The sequence below is a fragment of the Curvibacter sp. APW13 genome (assembly GCF_032337135.1).
GTDB lineage: Bacteria > Pseudomonadota > Gammaproteobacteria > Burkholderiales > Burkholderiaceae_C > Allorhodoferax.
Genome location: NZ_JAVXZZ010000002.1, coordinates 710,510 through 731,669 on the forward strand (window position 1 = coordinate 710,510; position 21,160 = coordinate 731,669).

The 21,160-nt window shown below is 64.3% G+C and carries 19 protein-coding genes; 11 read left to right on the plus strand and 8 right to left on the minus strand.

Annotation, left to right across the window (positions count from 1 at the left end; genetic code table 11):
* Position 1 precedes the first annotated feature (1 nt).
* From RQP54_RS11570 to RQP54_RS11580, 3 genes are all read left to right on the plus strand, one after another.
* Entirely contained in the window at positions 2 to 943 is a 942-nt protein-coding gene (locus tag RQP54_RS11570) for an alpha-E domain-containing protein (protein WP_315678453.1), read from the plus strand.
* Positions 944 to 958: 15 nt separating this feature from the next.
* Entirely contained in the window at positions 959 to 1,795 is an 837-nt protein-coding gene (locus RQP54_RS11575) for a transglutaminase family protein (RefSeq protein ID WP_315678454.1), read from the plus strand.
* Positions 1,796 to 1,880: 85 nt separating this feature from the next.
* On the plus strand, positions 1,881 to 2,612 hold the full coding sequence (locus RQP54_RS11580; RefSeq protein WP_409997560.1) for a peptidase: 732 nt from the start codon (positions 1,881 to 1,883) through the stop codon (positions 2,610 to 2,612).
* Between the two features lie 77 nt (positions 2,613 to 2,689).
* Here the strand turns inward: RQP54_RS11580 and RQP54_RS11585 are convergent, their stop codons facing one another.
* The gene (locus RQP54_RS11585) at positions 2,690 to 3,880 is read right to left on the minus strand and encodes an MFS transporter (RefSeq protein WP_315678455.1); all 1,191 of its coding nucleotides are present in this window, start codon (positions 3,878 to 3,880) and stop codon (positions 2,690 to 2,692) included.
* 216 nt (positions 3,881 to 4,096) lie between these two features.
* On the opposite strand from RQP54_RS11585, the gene RQP54_RS11590 reads away from it, so the two are divergent.
* Positions 4,097 to 6,577 carry a flagellin gene (locus RQP54_RS11590; protein ID WP_315678456.1) on the plus strand — a complete coding sequence of 827 codons (2,481 nt, stop codon included), beginning with the start codon at positions 4,097 to 4,099 and terminating at the stop codon, positions 6,575 to 6,577.
* A 63-nt stretch (positions 6,578 to 6,640) separates the two neighbouring features.
* Here the strand turns inward: RQP54_RS11590 and RQP54_RS11595 are convergent, their stop codons facing one another.
* Both RQP54_RS11595 and RQP54_RS11600 read right to left on the minus strand, forming a co-directional pair.
* The gene (locus RQP54_RS11595) at positions 6,641 to 6,964 is read right to left on the minus strand and encodes a DUF2322 family protein (protein ID WP_315678457.1); all 324 of its coding nucleotides are present in this window, start codon (positions 6,962 to 6,964) and stop codon (positions 6,641 to 6,643) included.
* Positions 6,961 to 7,443 carry an EVE domain-containing protein gene (locus RQP54_RS11600; protein WP_315678458.1) on the minus strand — a complete coding sequence of 161 codons (483 nt, stop codon included), beginning with the start codon at positions 7,441 to 7,443 and terminating at the stop codon, positions 6,961 to 6,963. The genes RQP54_RS11595 and RQP54_RS11600 overlap by 4 nt, the downstream gene beginning before the upstream one ends.
* 50 nt (positions 7,444 to 7,493) lie before the next feature.
* Here RQP54_RS11600 and RQP54_RS11605 point away from each other — a divergent pair, with 50 nt between their 5' ends.
* Positions 7,494 to 8,246 carry a hypothetical protein gene (locus RQP54_RS11605; RefSeq protein WP_315678459.1) on the plus strand — a complete coding sequence of 251 codons (753 nt, stop codon included), beginning with the start codon at positions 7,494 to 7,496 and terminating at the stop codon, positions 8,244 to 8,246.
* A gap of 7 nt (positions 8,247 to 8,253) precedes the next feature.
* Here the strand turns inward: RQP54_RS11605 and RQP54_RS11610 are convergent, their stop codons facing one another.
* A complete protein-coding gene (locus RQP54_RS11610; protein ID WP_315678460.1) occupies positions 8,254 to 9,678 on the minus strand; it encodes a hypothetical protein in 1,425 nt (474 codons plus the stop codon).
* Between the two features lie 226 nt (positions 9,679 to 9,904).
* On the opposite strand from RQP54_RS11610, the gene kynA reads away from it, so the two are divergent.
* The 3 genes from kynA to RQP54_RS11625 all read left to right on the plus strand — a co-directional run bounded on the left by kynA (position 9,905) and on the right by RQP54_RS11625 (position 13,554).
* Positions 9,905 to 10,747, plus strand: a complete 843-nt coding sequence (kynA, locus tag RQP54_RS11615) for a tryptophan 2,3-dioxygenase (RefSeq protein WP_315678461.1) — start codon at positions 9,905 to 9,907, stop codon at positions 10,745 to 10,747.
* A gap of 125 nt (positions 10,748 to 10,872) precedes the next feature.
* A complete protein-coding gene (locus tag RQP54_RS11620) occupies positions 10,873 to 12,162 on the plus strand; it encodes an FAD-binding oxidoreductase (protein WP_315678462.1) in 1,290 nt (429 codons plus the stop codon).
* 33 nt (positions 12,163 to 12,195) lie between these two features.
* Positions 12,196 to 13,554, plus strand: a complete 1,359-nt coding sequence (locus tag RQP54_RS11625; RefSeq protein ID WP_315678463.1) for a glutamine synthetase family protein — start codon at positions 12,196 to 12,198, stop codon at positions 13,552 to 13,554.
* A gap of 62 nt (positions 13,555 to 13,616) precedes the next feature.
* Here the strand turns inward: RQP54_RS11625 and RQP54_RS11630 are convergent, their stop codons facing one another.
* The gene (locus tag RQP54_RS11630; RefSeq protein ID WP_315678465.1) at positions 13,617 to 14,465 is read right to left on the minus strand and encodes a DUF2189 domain-containing protein; all 849 of its coding nucleotides are present in this window, start codon (positions 14,463 to 14,465) and stop codon (positions 13,617 to 13,619) included.
* Between the two features lie 52 nt (positions 14,466 to 14,517).
* The gene (locus RQP54_RS11635) at positions 14,518 to 14,979 is read right to left on the minus strand and encodes an Lrp/AsnC family transcriptional regulator (RefSeq protein WP_315678466.1); all 462 of its coding nucleotides are present in this window, start codon (positions 14,977 to 14,979) and stop codon (positions 14,518 to 14,520) included.
* A gap of 126 nt (positions 14,980 to 15,105) precedes the next feature.
* Here RQP54_RS11635 and RQP54_RS11640 point away from each other — a divergent pair, with 126 nt between their 5' ends.
* Together RQP54_RS11640 and RQP54_RS11645 are read left to right on the plus strand one after the other, a co-directional pair.
* Positions 15,106 to 16,665, plus strand: coding sequence for an aminotransferase class V-fold PLP-dependent enzyme (locus RQP54_RS11640; protein ID WP_315678467.1), 1,560 nt, complete (start codon positions 15,106 to 15,108; stop codon positions 16,663 to 16,665).
* Between the two features lie 42 nt (positions 16,666 to 16,707).
* Positions 16,708 to 17,052 carry a DUF3088 family protein gene (locus RQP54_RS11645; RefSeq protein WP_315678468.1) on the plus strand — a complete coding sequence of 115 codons (345 nt, stop codon included), beginning with the start codon at positions 16,708 to 16,710 and terminating at the stop codon, positions 17,050 to 17,052.
* 28 nt (positions 17,053 to 17,080) lie between these two features.
* Here the strand turns inward: RQP54_RS11645 and RQP54_RS11650 are convergent, their stop codons facing one another.
* Together RQP54_RS11650 and RQP54_RS11655 are read right to left on the minus strand one after the other, a co-directional pair.
* Positions 17,081 to 17,890, minus strand: a complete 810-nt coding sequence (locus tag RQP54_RS11650; RefSeq protein WP_315678469.1) for an SDR family NAD(P)-dependent oxidoreductase — start codon at positions 17,888 to 17,890, stop codon at positions 17,081 to 17,083.
* A 17-nt stretch (positions 17,891 to 17,907) separates the two neighbouring features.
* On the minus strand, positions 17,908 to 19,380 hold the full coding sequence (locus tag RQP54_RS11655) for an NAD(P)/FAD-dependent oxidoreductase (RefSeq protein ID WP_315678470.1): 1,473 nt from the start codon (positions 19,378 to 19,380) through the stop codon (positions 17,908 to 17,910).
* 174 nt (positions 19,381 to 19,554) lie between these two features.
* On the opposite strand from RQP54_RS11655, the gene RQP54_RS11660 reads away from it, so the two are divergent.
* Positions 19,555 to 21,156 carry a ShlB/FhaC/HecB family hemolysin secretion/activation protein gene (locus tag RQP54_RS11660; protein ID WP_315678472.1) on the plus strand — a complete coding sequence of 534 codons (1,602 nt, stop codon included), beginning with the start codon at positions 19,555 to 19,557 and terminating at the stop codon, positions 21,154 to 21,156.
* Positions 21,157 to 21,160 lie beyond the last annotated feature (4 nt).

Genomic DNA, 21,160 nt, shown 5'->3' on the forward strand with positions numbered 1-21,160 from the left:
CATGCTGTCGCGTACCGCCGACCATTTGTACTGGATGTCCCGCTACACCGAGCGGGCAGAAAACATTGCCCGCATGCTGGAGGTGAGCTACCGCATGTCGCTGCAGACTCCGGGGACCCAGGCTGGCTACTGGGGGGCTGCCCTGGGCATCAACGGGCTGGAGGAGGCCTACCGCGCGCAATACGGCGTCATCACCGGGCCGAACGTGCTGCGGTTCATGACGCTGGACCTGGGCAACCCCTCGTCCATCCTGTCGTGCCTGCGCGCCGCGCGGGAGAATTGCCATGCGGTGCGCGGAACCGTCACCTCCGAAGTCTGGGAAACCATCAACACGACCTGGCTCGATGCCCGCGAATCGGTGCAGAACCACCTGCACGGCAGCGTACAGGGCAGCGAACTCACCAAGTTCTTCGAGTGGGTGAAGTTCCGCTCCCACCTCTCACGCGGTGTGACGGTGGGCACCATGCTGCAGGACGAGGCCTTTCACTTCGCCCGCCTCGGGACTTTTCTGGAGCGCGCCGACAACACCGCGCGCCTGCTGGACGTGAAGTTCGACGAGCTGGCCCCCCAAAGCAGTGCCAGCGCCGAGTACTACGAGTGGAGCGCCTTGCTGCGCTCGGTATCGGCCTTCGAGATCTACCGCAAGGTCTACCGCGATGCGATCACGCCGCAGCGGGTGGCCGAACTGCTGATCCTGCGTGAAGACATGCCGCGCTCGCTGCATGCCTGCATGAAGGAAGTGCACCACATCCTCACGCTGATCGCCAATTCGCGTTCGCAGGAAACGCTGCGGCTGGCCGGCGCCCTGTATTCGCGGCTGCGCTACAGCCGCATCGAGGACATCTCGGAGCGGGGCCTGCACGACATGCTGACCCGTTTCCTGAACATCACGAGCGACCTGGGAAACCGGATCGCCCAGGACTTCCTCTTGCCCATGGCCTGACCGCAAGGACCGCATATGTTGCTCAGCATTCGCCACGAAACTTTGTACCGTTACGCCGCGCCGGTGTCCTACAGCCTGCAGACCATGCGCCTGTGGCCGCGGGCCGACAGTGGCCAGCGGGTGCGTCACTGGCGCATCGAGGCGCCCGGTAGGCGCTGGATGCAGACCGATGCCTTCGGCAACACTGCCATGGTGAGTTCGCTGACCGAGCCGCACCAGGAAATCAAGGTGGTGGCAGTGGGTGAGGTCGATACGGTGGACGAGCCCGGTGCGTTGATGGCCCACGACACCAGTGTGCCGCCGCTGGCCTTTGCGCTGCCGACGTCTTTCACCGAGGCCAATGCCGCCATTGCTGAGTTGGCGCGCACCGGTTTGCAAGGGGTGGACAGCAGGGCACTGGACTCGGGTGAGGCATTCATGCCGCTCATGGCCCGCATTGCCGAGCGCATCGAGTACACGCAAGGCGTGACATCGGTGGGGGACAGTGCCATCCATGCCATCGAGAAGGGCAAGGGGGTGTGCCAGGACATGACCCACGTGTTGCTGGCCTGCTGCCGTTCGGTCGGTCTGCCTGCGCGCTATGTCAGCGGTTATTTGCGCACCGATGCATCGCACGCAGCTTCCCATGCCTGGGCCGAAGTCTGGCTGGCTGGCGCCCATGTTGGCCGGGGAGCCTGGGTGGGGTTGGACGTGACGCACCAGCGGCTGGCTGGCCCGGAACTGTGTCGCCTTGCCGTCGGCCGCGACTACAACGACGCGAGCCCGGTGCGGGGCATCCACATGGGGGGCAGCGGCGAACAGCTCTCGGTGCATGTGAACGTGCAAGAGGGTGGCGCTGGCGCTGACCAATAGGCAGCACTACACTGCGCATACGCTCCAACCGGCACAGGCGCCAAGTGGCGGCCTTGCCGATGATCACGTTTTGCTGGATTGCTGAATGACTTACTGTGTTGCCGTTCGCAGCCCTAACGGGCTCGTCTTCCTGTCGGATTCCCGCACCAATGCCGGTGTCGACCAGATAAGCGTGTTTCGCAAGATGCATGTCTTCGAAGTGCCGGGTGATCGCGTGATGGTGCTGATGACGGCCGGGAACCTGGCGATCAGCCAGTCGATTGCGAGCGGGTTGCGGGTGCAGATGGAAAATGACGCGGAAAAGAGCCTGAAGAATGCTCCCAACATGTTTTCCGCTGCCAAGTTGGTGGGCGACATGGTCCGCAAGGTGTACGAGCGCGACGCCACTTCGCTCAAGGAGTTCGGCATCGAATTCAATGTGAACATCATCTTCGGGGGGCAAGTCGGTGCCGAAGAGCCCCGGTTGTTCAACATCTACTCCGCCGGCAACTTCATCGAGGCGACTGAAGAGACGCCGTATTTCCAGATCGGCGAGTCCAAATACGGAAAGCCCATCCTGGACCGCGTGATCGGCGGAAAGCTCAGCCTCGACGAGGTGGCCAAGTGCTGCCTCATCTCGATGGACTCGACCATCAAGTCCAACCTGTCGGTGGGCTTGCCGCTCGATTTGCTGTGCTACGAGCGTGACAGCCGACGTGTGACGCGCCAGAAGACCATCGACAGCCGCGATCCGTACTTCGCGTCCATTCGCGACAAGTGGGCCGAGCAGTTGCGCAAGGTATTCAACGAACTCCCCGATCCCGGCTACTGGGAATGATGCGGGTCAGGCTCGTTGCTTGGTTGCTATTGAAAACATAGCGGTATAGGCAATATATTTGAGGGCTCTGGCCTGAATCAGTGGTCGGTACGGGGCTTCGCGGCTGGCAGCCACAGCAGCCAGCCCACGAGAAGCAGCGCCACGCCGCACAGGCTCCACATCAAGGCATCACCTCCGGACCGTTGGATGGCAGCACCTGCGCCGAGCGGGCCTACGACGGCGCTTGCCGTGTAGGTGATGGACAAGGCGCTGGCGTTGCTGGCCAGGGAGCCCGCGCGGGTCAGCGCACTGGCGATGAGGGCCAGCGTGAGGTAGGCGGTGATGAATCCCCCCAGCAGGAACACCGCCACCTGCAGCGCCCACCAGGGCAGGCTGCAGGACAGCAGTGCAGCGCTGGTGATGACGCCCCCTGCACAGGCGTAGGCTGCCACACGCAGCCCGCGGTGGTCGGCCAGCCAGCTCAATGGGTACTGCAGGGCTACGCCGCCCACGCCAAACAGGGTCAGCAGGGTGGTGGTCTGGCTCACGTCCATTGCACGCCCTTCGGTGTAGAGCGGAAACAGACCCGCAAAGGCGGATTCCGACATGCCGCCGATCAGGGCCACGCCCACACCAGCAATAAACACAGCTTCGTGGCGTCGTCGCGCACGCACTTCACCGGTGATTTCGGGAGCGCGGTAGGCCAGTGGGTCGGGGCGCGCAACCAGCAAGGGCACGATGGCCAGGACGATGAACCCGGCCGCCAGCCCAAACGGCACCATGCCACTGACACCCCACCAGCCGCAAAGCGCTGGCGCCACGATCGGCGCCAGGCCGATCAGGGTTTCATGGAAGCCCACCAGCCGGCCGCGTGCGTGGTCCGGTGCGATGTGGTACAGCCAGGGCTCCAGTGCGATCCAGCGCAGGCCCATGCCCAGCCCCGCAAGGAAGCCGGCGCCAACCTGCACGGCAGGAGCGCCGAGGGCAATGAGGGTCAGAGCCATCAGCGAACACAGCAGCGCTGCCAGGATCACGCGGCGTGGCCCCCAGCGCAGGCATAGCTGGGGTGCCATTGCCAAGCCGGGCAAGTGGCCTGCCCACAGCGCCGCGGCGTAAAGCGCCAACTGCCCAGGGGTGGCGCCCTGTTGGCTCAGCCAAACCGGCAACACGATGAAGGGAACGCCAAACTGACCGACCTGCGCCAGGGTGGAGGTCGCATTCAGGGCCGTGATGGAGCGCCAGTCTGTCGGCTGCGGGGGAGCGGATTGTTGGGTGGGGAGGGTGTTCATTGCGGGTGATCCCGCGATTGTCGTTTTGCAGCGCTGCTTGGCACCGGACCAATTGCGCAGTCACGGAGTGGTCCAGAAGGCTTTTGGCGGTTGTTGAAAAAAAGTTCTCAAGAAACTCAAGAAGTGGCCGAAAGTGAACGTGACGGCATTCTTTTGCCTGAATTGGGGCGCCTGAAATGGCGCGATGTGTGTTGGTGCGCATTTGTTGCAAAGGTCATGGCTTTTTCGATCAAGAGTGTGGTGACCCCGTCGATCCTGATGCGATCGCTTCAGAAGAGTTCGAACGAGCTCGTGCGCTCGCTCGAGCGTCTGAGTTCGGGTCTGCGCATCAACCGGGCCCAGGACGACCCCGCGGGATTGAAGATCAGCACCAGTCTGACGGCGCAGTCGCGCGGGCTGGAGGTCGGGCGCAGGGACACCCTGCAGGGCATGTCGATGGTGGAGACAGCAGAAAGTGCCTTGTCACGCCAGACCACCATGATCCAGCGGATTCGCGAACTGGCGCTGCAGGCAGCCAACGGCAGCCAATCCGACAACGACCGCCTTGCCTTGGATGCGGAAGCAAAGGACCTGATCACCGAAGTCGGTCGGGTTGCCCGCGCTGCCCAATTCAACCGCCTGCCGCTGCTGACCGGAACGCTTGGCCCGGTCATGCTGCAAGTGGGACCCAATCCTGGCGATACGTTTGCGCTGCAGTTTGACCGTGCTGCCACCATCCTGGCCCTGGGGCTGGTCGGCGGCAAGCTGGGCCCGCCAACCTACGATGCCACAGGCAGCGGTGTGGAGTCGAGCTTCGTGTCGGGCGATCTTCGGATTGATGGGGCCTTGGCCGGTTCCCAGGGGGACGCCGCCCACATCGCCGCGGCCATCAACGGGCTCAACCCCTCCTACGGTGCCAGCGCCTCCAATGCCGTCAGCGGCGTGGCATTCACTGCGGTCACCGGTGTGGCCGCCGCCGTGGCCACACCCACCACGCTGACGCAGACCGGTGCATATGTGGCCGCAGTGTCCGATGGCGTGGCCGCGGTGCCTATCCATGCCACCATGAGTGGAGCGTACGTCGCTGCGGCCTCGGATGGTGGCGGCACTACCACCACCGGCCCGTCCGGCACCTTCGATGATGTGGTTCCGCCCGGCGACCTGAGCTGGCAGTTCCAGTTTTCGGTGGATTCCGTATCGGTCATCGACCCGACCTCGTCAACGGTCACTGCGGCGGACATGGATGCTGCTCTGGCTACCAAAGCAGGTGCCTTGTCAGCACTGGGTATCACCTTCACAGGTACCGTGGCCGGCGGGGATCTGGTATTCCAGAAAGTCGGCGGAACCGATCTGCAGATCAGCGCCGTGACGACTTCGGGGGCCAGCAGCAACCCCGGCGCAGGGTTTGGCCAGGCCGCGTTCGGGGCGGCCGCCTTCGACGAGTCCGCTACGGGAAATACCTTCGCAGCGCAGCCCGACCCCTTCACGCTGCAGGTGGATGGCAGTACCGTTTTCACCAAAAGCGGCGGCGTGGGGCAGTCAGTCAGCACGTCCGAACTCGACACGGCGTTTGCCACGTTCGCCACGGCCAGCGCGGGTGCCTATACCTTTACCGGCAGCTTCTCGGACCGGACCGCTCGGCTTGAAAAGGCAGCCGCGACGCCCATGGTGGTGGGCATCACTTCCAACTATTCGGGTACGCCGGGCGTATTGCCGGGGTTCACGGGCACCTTCAACAACGCTGTTGCAGCGGTCCCGGGAACCACCCCCTTCACGCTGACGGTGGACGGCACCACGGCTTTCACCAAGGCGGCTGAAGCCGGCGCCACGGTCAGCGCGGCGGAGATCGACGTGGCGCTGGGTGCATTTGCATCGGGCAGTGCAGGGGCCTACAGCTACACTGGATCTGTGGCGCTGGGAACGGCGCAGATGGCGAAGGCCGACGGCACCAGCCTCAGCGTGCAGATCAGCAGCAATTTCGCTACCACGCCCGGGCAGATTCCCGGACTGGTCGGCAGTTCGAGCAATGGCACACCGGTGGGAACCGTTTCAGCGCCGGACTACCAGATGAGCGTGAATGGCACGGCGCTGAGCCTGACGGGCGCAGCGTCGGACGGGACCATCACGCTCAGCGAAATGGCTGCTGCGATCAATGCGAAAGTCACCAGCACGGGCGTTGGGGCCACCGTTTCCGGTGCGGCGCTGTCGCTGTCCTCCAGCGATGGGCGCAACATCAGTCTGGTGCAGTCGGGCGCGGCCGCCGCCAGTGGGGGGCTTGCAGGCGGTGCCGGGACCACCACCTACCGCGGCACCGTCAAGCTGGTGTCCGAGTTGCCGTTCACCATCGGTGGCACGGCGCCTGACCACGCGGGCCTGACGGCGGGGTCTCCGGCGGCCTCCTACCTGCTCTACAACTCGGTCAGCCTGCGCACCGCCGATGGTGCCGGTGTGGCCATTCGGGTGGCCGATGCGGCATTGGATATCGTCAGCAACCACCGTGGCTATTTCGGGGCCTCGCTCAACCGTCTGCAGTTTGCGGCCGAAACGCTGGAGCAGGCACGGGTGGCGACTGACCAGGCCAACAGTCGCATACGCGATGCCGATGTGGCCGTGGAATACGCCAATGCGACCAAGGCCAAGATCCTGCAAAACGCTGGGGTGGCGCTGCTGGCGCAGGCCAACGTCAACGACAGGGTGGCCCTGGCCTTGCTTCGCTGACGTTTTGCGTCGCTATGGAAAGAGGAGCGGTTTACGCAGTTTTTGTGCGGGCTATTGGCACATTCAGGCTTCAATCTGAGGCAGAAGGCGTGCCTGCAGCGGTTCGCCACCGTTCGTCAACGCCAGCAGCCGGTCGATATTCGGGTGCTTGCCGGGGTGCTGGCGGGCATCGTCGGTGTGTTCGCAGTACAGCGCCAGGCCGCGCTGGGCAGCTTCGGGGCTGATGCTGCCGAATTCGGCCGTCAGTGCGGCGTAGACACGTACCGAGCCCGCTGAACCGGGCTTGTTTTCGAGCCGTGCCACGGTGGTTCCGGTGGCATCGTGCAGTTCGATGGCGGCAATGTGGTCGGCCGTGGGCAGGGTTTTCAGGGTGTCGGCAAAGTTCATGTGGGGAGGTCCAATAGCTCAAGAATCGTGTGCCACTCGGTCGTGGTCACCGGGGTGATGGAAAGACGGTTGCCGCGGCGGAGTACCACCATGTCGGCCAGGGTCGGGTGGGTGCGCATCTGGGCCAGCGACAGAACCCGAGTCTTGTGCAGCGCCTGCACGTCCAGAAGCAGCCAGCGTGGCTGGTCTGGCGACGACTTGGGGTCGTAGTAGGGCGATTGCGGGTCGAACTGGGTCGGGTCGGTGCGTGTTGCGCTGGCCACCCGGGCGATGCCCACCACGCCAGGTTCAGCGCAGCTCGAGTGGTAGAACAGTACGCCGTCGCCCGGCTGCATGGCATCGCGCATGAAGTTGCGCGCCTGGTAGTTGCGCACGCCAGTCCAGGCCACGGTGGCACCGGGTGCGGCCAGCGCGTCGTCGATGGAACATTCCTCGGGCTCGGATTTCATGAGCCAGTAGTGGCGTGGGCGGACAGTCATGCCGGTATTCTGGCAAATAATGGCGTCCCCACTGTCTGCCGAGCCTAGCCATGCACCACCCGCCCCAACCCCTGCATGTACTGCAAGGCGCGCAACGCCACGTTGCACCCAACACCCCGGCGCCGACCTTGCTGATTGCTGGTGCCACAGGTGTGCTGGGCAACGAAGTGCTGCGCCGCCTGGTGGGTTCGGCGCGCTACGGCCAGGTACAGGTGCTGGCGCGCGAGCCCGTGCGTACCGGCATAGCCCGGGTGGCGCTCACGGTCTGCCCAGGGGACGATCCGACCGCCTGGCCAACCCAAAGGGCCGACGTGGCCGTGGTGATGTTCGAGCCGCCACGCATGTTCTACGAGCGCGAGCGGGCGCTGTGGGTACCGTCGCCAACGACCCTGCTGGCGCTGTCTGCGTGGCTCAAACGCTGCGGTGTGCGTTCGGTGGCGGTGGTCATGCCCCATACCCGCGGCCACATGCCCCTGGCCCTGCAGCAGGGCTTTGCCAACCTCGATGAGCAGGCGGTCTCCGCCTTGGGTTTCGAGCGTCTGGTGTGGGTGCGCAGCGCCCAGAAGCCGCCGCCTTCAGCGCGGCCGTCCCGCGGGATGGAGCGCTTGCGCGACCTGGTGCTGTCGGTGTTTTCGTACATGGTGCCGCAGTCGCAACAGCCCTTGCGCGTGGCGCATGTGGCGCATGCCGTGTCACTGGCGCTGCAGCATGCACCGGCCGGAGTGCACGTGGTGGGGCATGAGCAGATGTGGCATGCCAGCCGCAGCAACATGGCCCAGGCTGCCAGCGCCTGGTTTTCCTGAGCGGGGCCTAAGCCGCCAACGCAGCGCAGTGCGTTGGCGCCGGTGTCGAGGTTGCCTCGTCCTGCAGGCGTTGGCGCAGCGCCAGCAACGGTTGCTGTCTGGAGATCGCGTTGTCGATGCAGAGGTTCAGCAAGGGCAGGAGCGTTGCCGCAGGCCAACGCTGCAGGTAGTCCCAGGGCCGCAGCGCGTCGGCAAAAAATTGGACGGTCGCAGGCCAGCGCTGTGCCAGGCCTTGCTCGCCGATGGCCTGGTACAGGAACGCGGTGGTGGGTGAGGCACTGAGGTCTGCCTGACTGCTGCTTGAGCGTCCGTGTGCCAGGACGTCATGCAAGGCCGCATCGATGTCCAGGGCCACCGGGCCCGTGGCCCGGAGGTGTGGGCTCATGCCGGAGGTCGTGTATTCGGACACATCGCCGAGCAGCATGGCGATGGGTGCATCGCCCCCCGACAGTTGGGCGAAGGCTTCCAGAACCGCCATGGCCATGAGCTTGGCGCGCAGGTAGCGCAGTGAAAACCCAATGTTGCTGGCAGCCAGCGCCGTCATGCTCACCAGTGCCTGTGTGTCCGGCGTGGCGTGCCAGGACTGGAATACGCTGGTGGGGTGCAACTGGCACAGGAAGGCTTCCATGCGCTGCAAGGCACCACGGTATTCGCGCAGGGTGTACAGGCCGACAGACGCGAGTGGTTTGTTGGACTCTTCGATCAGCAGCCACGTCTGCGACAGGAAGACCGCCGGGTTGGCCTCGGCGAAACCACTGACGTCGCGGTTGGCCAGCGCCACGGCGTCCAGGAGCATGGCCTGTGCAGCGGCTTCGGCGGCTTCAGGGGCCAGTCCGACAGGGGCAAGCTGCAGCTGGCTCAGCACGCGCTGGTGGAGCTGCTCCAGCGCGTGGGGTGTTTCGGGCGGCACCGTGCGAAAGGCAATCGTGGCCTCGATGCAGGTGCAGATGTGCAGCAGCGTCTGCATGGGCAGCAAGGGCGCGAGCAGCCTTGCGGCGGCTACCGCACTGAGGAACTCGTTCATGCCGCCGTAGGCCGGCAGTACCTGCCCAGTCCGGAAACCAAACACCCCGCACACCATGCGCAGTACGGGGTCGTGCGCCGTAGTGGCGTCCGTCCCGTCAAGCAGCAACTGGCCATCGTGCTCGCGTACGACCTTGGCCAGAACCGGCTGCAGCGCGGAGGGTAGGCCGGCATCGAGCTGGCAGTAGACGGTGTCGTGGAACAAGGCCGCCAGGGTTTGAATCGGGGTGGCCCCGGTGCACAGCGCGAAGACGTGGGCCGTGTCGTGGTAGGCACGCGAAGGCGCGCCCATGCAGCGGTGCACCACCATGGCCAAGCGCTCCACGTCCTGCATGCTTGCGCAGGCACCCAGCGCCGACAGGGACTGCTGGAAGTGAGCGATCAGGCGATTGATGACGGCGTGGGTCATGGCCTGCATCGTAGGAAGGCTTGGCGCCTTGGGCAACGGCGGTGCATGCAGGTTTTCGCCCGTATTGCGCATTAGTGCCTGCTTTTGGTGCCGCACATCCGCGCTTGCCGATTTACCCGCGGTGTTGGAAATAACCGACACCACACCGGATTTTCCGATGCTACTTTCGCGGCCTTGCAGCTACGGCCTGCAGCGAACCACTCGACCCAAGAAAGAGAGACACCGCATGACACAGACTCCCGAGAGCATCGTCGCCCAGGAAAAGGCCCAGCTCGATTTCAGCAAGAACATGAGCTATGGCGACTACCTGCAGATCGACACCATCCTGAACGCGCAGAAATGCCTGTCGCCCGCCCACGACGAGATGCTGTTCATCGTGCAGCACCAGACCAGTGAGCTCTGGATGAAGCTGATGCTGCACGAATTGACCGGCGCGATGCGCCACATTGCGGCCGATGACCTGCCGCTAGCCTTCAAGATGCTGGCGCGTGTATCCAAGATCATGGAACAGCTGGTGCACGCCTGGGATGTGCTGGCAACCATGACACCGCCCGAGTACAGCGCCATCCGCCCCTACCTGGGACAGAGCAGCGGCTTCCAGAGCTTCCAGTACCGATGCATCGAGTTCTCATTGGGCAACAAGAACCGCACCATGCTGCAACCCCACGCCCACAGCCCCGAGCGACTGGCCCTGGTGCAGGCAGCGTTCGAGGCCCCGTCGCTGTACGACGAAGCCCTGCGCCTGATGGCACGGCGTGGCATTGCCGTGCCGCAGAGCCACTTGGAACGTGACTGGACCCAGCCTTACTCCGCCAGTGAAGGCGTCGAGCAAGCCTGGTTGGAGGTCTACCGCAACCCCGACAAGCACTGGGACTTGTACCAATTGGGCGAAGAACTGACGGACCTGGAAGACGCCTTCCGCCTCTGGCGTTTCCGCCACGTCACCACCGTCGAGCGCGTCATCGGCTTCAAGCGTGGGACTGGGGGCACCGGTGGCGTGAGCTACCTGCGCAAGATGCTCGACGTGGTGCTGTTCCCGGAAATCTGGTCGCTGCGCACGGGCTTGTGAGAGATCGTCCTGGCGCATGGGTGTTTATGCTTGCAAAGGATGGCAAGTAAAAGCACCCATTTGTGCATTCATGCACGTAAATCCGTGACCACAATACATGCTTTTGTGATCACATCTGCGTGCCCATGACTGCTACTCGCACCCCTTCGTACTACACCGCCACCATCCGCGAGGAAAGCAACTACCCGGTGCTGCAAGGCACGGTGGAGGTGGATGTGGCCATCATCGGCGCCGGGTTCACCGGCATTGCCACGGCGGTGGAATTGGCCGAGCGTGGCCTCAAGGTTGCGGTGGTCGAGGCCAACAAGGTAGGGTGGGGTGCTTCGGGCCGCAATGGTGGCCAGGTCACCGGCAGCCTGTCGGGCGATGGCGCCATGCGCACCCAGTTGCAGGGCCAGGTGGGTGTGGACGCCGAAGACTTCATATGGCACCTGCGCTGGCGCGGGCATGAAATCATCAAGAGCCGGGTCGAGAAGTACGGCATTGCCTGTGATCTCAAGCACGGCCATCTGCACGCAGCCTTCCAGCCCAGCCACCTAGCCGAATTGCAGGCCGGGCGCGACGAGGCCGTGGCGCGTGGCATGGGCGACGATGTGGCCTTGCTGGACAAGGAGCAGGTGCACGCCATGCTCGGCACGCCGCTGTACTTTGGCGCCCTGCACAACAAGCGCAACATGCATGTGCACCCGTTGAACCTGTGCCTGGGCGAAGCCCGCGCCGCGGCCAGTCTGGGCGCCCTGATTTACGAGAACTCACCCGTGCTGGAGATCGTGCATGGCGAGCACCCGGCGCTGGTGACGGCGCAGGGGCGCGTCAATGCCAAGTCCGTACTGCTGGCGGGCGATGCGTACCACAAGCTGGAGCAGGGACGGCTCGGCGGCCAGATGTTCCCGGCCACGGGCGGCATCGTGACAACCGCGCCGCTGACCGATGAACAGGTGAAGGCACTGAACCCGCAGGACGTGGCGGTGTACGACACCCGTTTCGTGCTCGATTACTACCGCCTCACCGCCGACAAGCGCCTGTTGTTCGGGGGCGGTGCCAACTACTCGGGCAAGGAGTCGCGCGACATCGCGGCCGAACTGCGCCCCGCCATCGAGGCGACTTTCCCGGCGCTCAAGGGGATTCCCATCGACTACCAGTGGAGCTGCATCATGGGTATCGTGGTGAACCGCGTGCCGATGCTGGGCAAGCTCTCCAGCAACGTGTACTACTGCCAGGGCTACTCGGGCCATGGTGTGGCCACCACCCACATCATGGGCGAGATCATGGCCAAGGCCATCACCGGCAGCATGGAAAAATTCGACACCTTCGCCCGCTTCAAGCACATCCGCGTGCCGGCTGGTAACCTGCTGGGCAACCCCTTGCTGGCGGTTGGCATGTGGTACTACCAGCTGATGGAAAAACTGCGCTGAACCATTACAACGACAACATTGAAGAGACACACGATGACAAGCACCACAATCCGAGCGCCCCTGAACCCCGCCACGCTGGTGGATGAGCCCTTTGTTCGTTTTGCCGTGACCGACATCGACGGCGTGTGCCGCGGCAAGCACCTCAGTGGCGAGAAGGTGGCCTCCATGCTCAAGGGCGGGGGCACCATTGCCAGCGCCTTGTTCGGCTGGGACATTGCCGACGAGCTGTACGACAACGTGAGCTTCACCGGTTTCCATACCGGCTACAACGACATCGGATTGCAACTGGATGCATCCACTGCGCGGCAACTGCCTTGGGACGACAACCGCTGGCTCATCCTGGGTGAGCATGTGAATGCGGACGGTACGCCCCTGGCCATCTGCCCGCGCCAGGTGTTGAAGAAGGTGCTCAAGAAGGCCGAATCCATGGGCTTCACACCCATGGTGGGAGTGGAGTTCGAGTGGTTCGTGCTCAAGGAAACCGAGATCTCGCTGCGCGAAAAGGGTTTCCGCAACCTGCAGACGGCCTCCCAGGGTCTGACCAACTATTCGCCATTCCGTCTGAGTGCCGAGCATGGCTTCGTGCGCGACCTGTTCGATTACTTGCCGAAAATCGGCATTCCGCTCGAAGCCCTGCACACCGAAGCCGGCCCCGGCAACTTCGAGGCTGCCATCCGCTACGGCACGGCCATCGAGGCGGCGGACCGCGCCATGCTGTTCAAACAGGCGGTTCGGGAGATCGGCCGCCGCCATGGCCTGATCAATACCTTCCTGGCCAAGTACTCCACGGCCTATGCCGGGTGCGGCGGCCACATGCACCAGAGCCTGTGGAAAGACGGCGCCAACGCCTTCTTCGATGCCAAGGGCGACCATGGCATGAGCGAGACCATGCGCCAGTACGTGGCTGGGCAGCTGCACTGCCTGCCGCAACTGTTTGCGCTCTATGCCCCGTTCATCAACAGCTACAAGCGCCTGGTGGACAACAACCTGGCGCCCACCAAGCCGACCTGGGGCATCGACAACCGCAACGTATCACTGCGCGTGATTCCTGGCTCGGCCAGTTCCCTGCGTCTGGAAACCCGCACCCCGGGTGCGGACACCAACCCGTATCTGGGCATCGCTGCGGCCGTGGCTTCGGGCCTGTACGGCATTGAGAACAAGCTGAGCCTGCAGGCGCCCGTGACCGGGGCCAACAAGGGCGCCGAAGGCATGGAGCGCCTGCCGCGCACCCTTTCTGAGGCCACCGAGAACCTGGAGCGCTCGGCCCTGGCGCGGGAGCTGCTGGGCGACGGATTCGTGACCCACTTCTTGCAGACGCGCCAGTGGGAAGTGCGCCGCTTCAACCAGGCCGTGACCGACTGGGAATTGCAGCGCTACCTGGAATTGGTATAGAAATCTGGCTCAAGCCCGCAGATACATTGCGTAGAGCGCTACCGAAACAGTAGCGCCTGCGGTCACTCGGCGGGTGGCGACCACTGCGGCTTGGGGGCTGTGTAGGGCTGGTAAACCACGCAAGCCCGATAGGCGTGCCAACTGGCGTGACCGATGACCGGCCCCACCACCAGCAAGCCGGCAAACCCCGGAATCATGGCCAGCACCACCAGCGCCGTGATCACGGCACCCCACAGCACCATGACCGGCAACTGCGACAGCACCAGTCGGATGCTGGTCAAGCCGGCGGTGATGGCATCGACCTCCTGGTCCAGCATCATCGGAATGGAGACGACGCTGACTGCAAACACCAGCGCCGCGAAGATGGCGCCTACGCAGGTGTACACCACGATGAAGGACAGGTTCTGCGGGTCCAGGAGTTTGAGCAGCGAGCCGGAAAAATCCGGCATGCCGTCAAACGACACAGCAAACACCACCATGGAGGAACGGCCCCAGAGCATCTCCAGGATGAGCAGAACGCCGCCGAACAGCGCCAGTTGTCCGCGGTGGGAATTCCATGCCGTAACCGCACCCCACCAGGTGGGTGTTTCGCCGCGTTCGAGGCTTTGGCTCACCTGGTACAGGCCCAGCGCCAGGAAGGGGCCGGTCAGCAGGAACCCGGCCGAAAGCGCCAGGGTATAGGCCGGAGCAAATTGGTAGATCGCGAGCAGCGCCCAGCCCATGGCGCAGAAACAGGCGCCGAAGAACAGGCCGATGCCGGGCGCGGCACGGAAGTCCTGCCAACCGCGCATCAGCCATTGCCCGGGGCTGGCCAGGGTCGGGCTGAGGATGCGGAAGTCGAGTACACCCGGTGCGCGGGGGGAGGCGGGTGTGGCGTTGTTGTCGGTAGCCGGTGTCTGGTCTGCTTGCATGGCAGCCATTCTGTGAAGCGGCATGCGTTTGCGCCAGTAGGGAAAACGCGCCTCACACGATGGACAGCGGCAGCACCGTGCTGCTCTTGATCTGCTCCATCGAGAAGGCGCTGGAGACGCCTTGCAGCTCGGCTTGGGCGATGAGCTTCTTGTAGAAGCGGTCGTAACCCTCGATGCTGGTGGTCACCACTTTCAGCAGGTAGTCCACATCCCCACTCATGCGGTGGAACTCCTGTACCTCGGGCATGGCACTCACCAGGGCGGCAAAGCGCTGCAGCCACTTCTCGTCGTGGTGGCTGGTGCGGATGCTTACGAATACCGTGACCGGTAGCCCCACCTTCTTGCGGTTCACCAGCGCCACCCGGCCCTCGATGAAACCTTCCTCTTCCAGCCGTTTCACCCGCTTCCAGCACGGCGTGCTCGACAGGCCGATGCGCTCGCCCAGTTGGGCCACGGACAGGGTGGCGTCCTGCTGCAGGGCTTCCAGAATTTGGGTGTCAAGGCGATCAAGCATGTTCTAATTTTCGTTCTGATGGAATGTTCATGCTACAAATAAAGCAATTGTTGGCAAATAGAGAATGTCTGTTCTGCGCAGCGTCGATAGACTTCTTCGCTTCCATTCGACTCTTGTCCGCTGCCCATGCACCGCACCTCGCTGTACCTTGATGCCAATGCCACGACACCGACTTGTGCCGCGGCGCGAACGGCCGCCCTGCAGGCCATGGAGGTCTCCTTTGGCAACCCGAGCAGCGCACACAGCGAAGGCATTCGCGCCCGGCACCTGCTGGATCAGGCCCGTGCCAGTGCGCGCAATGCCATCGGTGCCGGGCAGGGGCGGGTCGTTTTCCTCAGCGGCGCCACCGAGGCCATCCATACCGCCGTGTTCAGTGCGCTGCTGCAGTTGCGCCGCCAGCGCGACGCCGGCCTGCCCGTGGCACACCGGCTGGTGGTGGGCGCCACCGAACACAAGGCCGTGCTGCAGAGCGTACGGCACTGGAACGCGGTGCTGGAACTGCACCTGCAGGTGTGCGAACTGCCGGTGGGGGCGGATGGTCGCCACGACCTGGTGACCCTGCGCCACTGGCTCGACGACACGGCCTTGCTGTGCACCATGGCGGCCAACAACGAAACCGGCGTCATCAGCGACCTGGCTGCCATTGAGGCGCTGCTGGCCCAGACGGCCAGCCCGGCACGCTGGCTGGTGGACTGCGTGCAGGCGCTGGGCAAGCTGCCGCTGAACCTGGCGGCCACGCGCATTGACTACGCCGCGTTTTCCGGACACAAGCTCTATGCTCCCAAGGGTGTAGGCATGCTCTATGTGGCGCCCGGCGCGCCCTACAGCGCCCTCATCGTGGGCGGCGGACAGGAGTCGGACCAGCGTTCCGGTACCGAAAACCTGCCGGGTATTGCCGCACTGGGTGCCGTCTGCGATGCCCTGACGCGCGGTGACCTGTTTGCATCGCATGCTGTGTTGGAGCGCCATCGTGCGGATCTGGTGCAGGCCCTGCGCGACGCCTTTCCCGGAGCCGTGTTCAACGCGCCGCTGGAACACTGCCTGCCCACCACCCTGAACTTTTCCATTCCCGGCGCCAGCAGCAAGGAGGTCATGAACCTGCTGGACGCTGCCGGAGTGCATGTGAGCGCTGGAAGCGCCTGTTCGGCCGCCAAACCGGGATCCAGCCATGTGCTGCAGGCCATGGGCGTGCCGGCATGGGCTGCGGAGTCTGCCATCCGGCTGTCCTTTGGCGCGTTGGACACTGCACAGACCATTGCAAAAGCCTGCGACCGTATCCGTCAATGTGGTCAGATTTGGGCTGCAGCCCACAAAGAGCATGCGCAGGCAGCTATGAATCTAGTAGCGGCTGGCGGGCCACTGCCAGAAGAAGTGGATTTGCCCTGGGAGCAGCTGAATGCGTTTCTGCAGGGCCAACCCGATGCCGTGCTGGTGGACCTGCGCGACCCGGTAGAGGTTCAGGCCGGTGGCTTGTGGGAGCATGACGGGCGCCGCGCGGTGCACGTACCGCTGGCGCAATGGGCTCCGTGGTGTGCCCAGCAGGCGGCGGTGGCACGCCCGGTGGTGCTGTTGTGCCGCACCGGCAATCGCAGTGCCCAGGCCGCCCGCCATTGGCTGGCTGCCGGGCACGGTGGCGCAGTACGTCACATACCCGGCGGACTGGCACTGCGCCCGCGCTTCGACTAATTTTGATTCTTTCCATTTCCCCCACGACAGGAACCAACAACCATGCACCGCGATACCCTTTTCATGCTGAGTCCCTATGCCAAGGTCGAGGATGGCCATGCCCGCTACTGCCCGGACTGTGCTTTGGTGGAGGGGTATCTGGCCTTTTACCCGGCGGTGCGTACGCAGTTGACTGTGCAGCACGTGGGCCCGGTGCGTCCGCGCGCCGAGATCGTGGCCCTGCTGGGCGAGGAAAACCAAGGCTCGCCCGTGCTGGTGCTGCACCCGAACAGCCAGCCGCGTGAACTGGATGCCGTGCAGACCGCCAACGGCCAGCGCTTCATCAACGACCCCAAGGCGATCTGCCGCTACTTCGCCCTGAACCTGGGTGGTGGCCTGCCGCTGTAGGTCTGCTCCAGGCTACGCGGTCACTGCATTAAAGCTGGGCCTTGCGCCCGACCAGCTTCCAGTAGTTCACCGGAGACAAACGCTCCAACAAGGCCATCAGCTTGGCGTCCAGCCCCACCAGCACGCGAGCCTGGTCGCGTTCGATGGCGCGCACGATCACGTCGGCGGCCCGGTCGGGTGGCATGCGCAGCATCTTGGCGGCCAGGGCCTGCTGCTTCGCGGATTCCTGCGCGCTGATGCCCTGCGACACCCGTGCACTGCTGGCAATGGCGGTGGCGATGCCGCCGGGGTGCACCACCGTGACGCCTACCGGGCTGTTCTCAAGCTCCAGCCGCAGGGCGTTGGAAAACCCCCGTACGGCGAACTTGCTGGCACTGTAGGCGGTCTGCCCGGGCGGGCTGATCAGGCCGAACAGGCTGGAAATGTTGACGATGCGCGCCTTGGGGCGCTGGCGCAGCAACGGCAGAAACGCGCGGGTCATGCGTACCAGGCCATGGAAATTGATCTCCATGAGCCAGTCGAAATCAGCCTCGCTGGTTTGCTCGAAGGTGCCGGCCAGTGCTACCCCCGCGTTGTTGATGAGGATGTCCACGTGGCCATGGGCCTCCTGCACGGCAGCGGGCAAGGCCGCCACCGCCTCGCGGCTGGCCACGTCGAGCACGTGCAGCGACACCTTGACCGGGTAGGCCGCCAACAGCTCGGCGGTGGTGTGCAGGTTGGCTTCCACAACGTCGGCAATGGCCAGGTGGCAGCCTTTGCGCGCCAGGGCCTGGGCCAGGGCCCGGCCGATGCCGCTACCGGCACCGGTGATCACTGCAACTGCATTCTTGACGTGCATGGGCCGCTCTCCGAAGTTCAGTGGAATTCAAGGACGCCATCGTCGAGCCGCCCGAAGCGGATGGCCAGCACGTCGGCGAGGTAGTTCTGGTGCACGCGCCATGGACTGTGCATGCCCTGGCGAGGCATGAGGTGCTGGGCGCGTGCCACGTAGCCGGACTGTAGTGCCATGAACGGGGTCGTCTGCGAAGCACCTGTCCACTTGGCGACGATGCTGCGTTGCCCTTGGGTGTGCAGGTGGTTCAGTGCACGGCATACCCACCCCGCAGTCAGGTCCGCCTTCAGCGTCCAGGATGCGTTGGTGTAGCCGAAGGCCATGAACAGGTTTGGCACTCCCGAGAGCATCATGCCCTTGTAGGCCACGGCCTGCGCCACGTCAACGGGTTTGCCATCTACGCAGATGCGCATGCCGCCGAAAATCTCCAGTTCCAGCCCGGTGGCCTTGACGATCACATCCGCGTCCAGCGTTTTCCCACTTGCCAAAGTGATGCCGTGGGCAGTGATGTCGGCAATGGTGTCCGTCACCACCCGGGCCTTGCCGTTGCGCAGGCTGGTGAACAGGTCACTGTCGGGCACCGCGCACAGGCGCTGGTCCCAAGGCTTGTAGTCGGGGCTGAAGTGGCGCATGTCGTAGCCGCTGCCGAGTTCCTTGGCAGCCAGGTCCAGCAGGTAGCGGCGGATCATGGCCGGGCGGCGCTGCGACAGCCTAAAGAACAGCATGCCCAGCAGCACGTTCTTCCAGCGCGTGAGGGCATAGGCCCAATTCGAAGGCAGGTGCCTGTCCAACCAGAGCGCCAAGCGGTCCACGCTCGGGCGCGAGACCACGTATCCCGGAGTGCGCTGCAGCATGGTGACCTGTGCGGCGTGTTTGGCCAACTCGGGCACCAGGGTCACCGCGGTGGCACCGCTACCGACTACCACGACCCGCTTGCCCGCGTAGTCCAGGTCCTGCGGCCAGAATTGCGGATGGACGAGGCGCCCGGCAAAGCGTTCTTCGCCCGGCAGTGGCGGGTTGTAGCCGCTGGCGTAGCTGTAGTAGCCACTGCACATGTACAGGAAGCGTGTTTGCAGTTTGCTGCTGCCTCCGCCAGTCGGGTGAGCGATCTCCAATGTCCACAGGGCGCTGCCCGAATCCCAATTTGCAGCAATCACCCGGTGGTCGTAGCGGATCAGCTTGTCGATCCCACCTTCCGCAGCCGTGGTGCGGATGTAGTCCAGGATGGCCGGTCCGTCCGCGATGGCTTTGCGTGCAACCCAGGGACGGAAGTTGTAGCCCAGCGTGTGCATGTCCGAGTCCGAGCGGATGCCGGGGTAGCGGAACAGGTCCCAGGTCCCGCCCATGGATTGCCGAGACTCCAGCAGGATGAAGCGCAATTGCGGGCAGTGGCGCTGCAGGTGCCTGGCGGCGCCGATGCCGGACAAGCCGGCACCGACGATGACTACGTCAACGACAGGCCCGTGGTCGCTGCAATCGGGTGGTGCGGACGTCATTGCTGGGGTAGGGTCCTGGTTTTGTGGCTGGAAGCCGTGAATTCCTTGGCATTTACCCGTTCATCGGGGGTAAGCAAATGTATCTGATGGCCGGCCATCGCTAGAATTCGACGCCATTGGCCAACGCCGCGCGTGCCCGCAATTCGGGTCGTATCCAACGCCCCTGTCGACCCGATGAAGTTTTCTTTCACCGCCTCCGTCTGCATCGCGCCTCTGTTGGCGCTGTCGGTGCTGTCGACGCCGGCGTTGGCGCAGCCGGATCCGGTAGCGACGCAGATCACGGGCTACTGGGTCTTCGGGAACACGTTGCTGCCCACAGATGTCGTACTCGCCGTGGTCGAGGGGCGGGTTGGTCGGATGGGATTTGCAGACATCCAGAAAACGGCGCAGCTGCTGCAGGCCAAATACCGCGAATACGGGTACGGGGCGGTCATCGTTCAGGTGCCTGACCAGACCCTTAGCCAAGGGGTGGTTCGGCTCGAAGTGGTGGAGGGCAAGCTCAGTCAGGTACAGGTGACAGGCAACCAGCAGTTCAGCAAGGGCAACATCGCTCGCAGCCTGCCTGCGCTGGAGCCCGGTGCCACGCCCTCGCTCTTTGCCCTGGATCGGCAGTTGTTGATGGTCAATGAGAATCCCGCCAAGGCCGTGCGCGTGGTGTTTCAGCCCGGGGAAAAGCACGGCCAGGTGGAGGCCATGGCCATTGTGGAAGAGCAGCCTGTCGAACGCTGGAATGTGTCGTTCGACAACTCGGGCAACGACGCCACCGGGAACTACCGTTTGTCCCTGGGCTACCTGCATGCGAATGTCGATGATCGCGACACCCAACTGAGCGCACGCGCGGTGACATCGCCAACCGACCCTTCCCAAGTTGCCATCCTGAGTGCCAGTTTGAAGCGCCCTTTGTACTCCCGCGCAGCTTTCGTCGAAGTGTCGGCCCTGGCATCCAGCACGCGCAATACACCCACGCAGACTGGCGCCGGGGAGTTGCGGTTTTCGGGGCAGGGCAACTCGGTCGGTGCGCGGGGCATTTGGCTGGTGCCCTTCCTCGGCGAAACCAAGCATCAGCTGTCGGCTGGTGTTGAGAGTCGCAGCTACACCAACACCTGCAGCCTGGGCAGCTTTGGTGCGGCGGGCTGCGGTAGCGCCGGTGCATCGGTCGATGTCATGCCCCTGACGCTGGGCTACCTGCTGCAAAAGCCCGGGCAGTGGAATGCCTCGGTGCAATGGGCGCACAACCTGCCATGGACGCCGCAAACCTCGGATGATGCGCGCTTCCACGCGGCCCGCAGCAAGGCCCGCCGCGATTACCAGTTCCTGCGCTATAGCTTCAACGGCAGCCTGCCGGTCACTTCGGTGTGGTCAGCGGTGGCCCGGTTGGAAGGGCAGTGGTCCGACCAGCCGCTGGTGGGCGCCGAGCAGTTCGGTGCTGGCGGTGCCAACAGCGTGCGGGGCTACCCGGAGCGGGTGATTTCGGGGGACGCCGGTGCGGTCGCCTCGCTGGAGTTGCGCGCACCCTGGGGATTCTGGCAGGCGGGCAGCGAGTCGGACGTCGTCCTGGGTGTGTTTGCCGACGCGGGCCATGTGGCCTTGCAGGGCGGTGGGTCCTGCGCTACGGGACGGGCCTTTTGCGACATTTCCAGTGTCGGCGTCAGCACCTTGTGGAAGGCCAGCCCGCGGACCCTGGTGCGTGCCGACCTGGGCCGGGCCGGTGAAGCCGCTGCCGACACGAAGGTCGGTGATTGGAGTCTTCATGTCAACCTCACGCACAATTTCTAGTTGC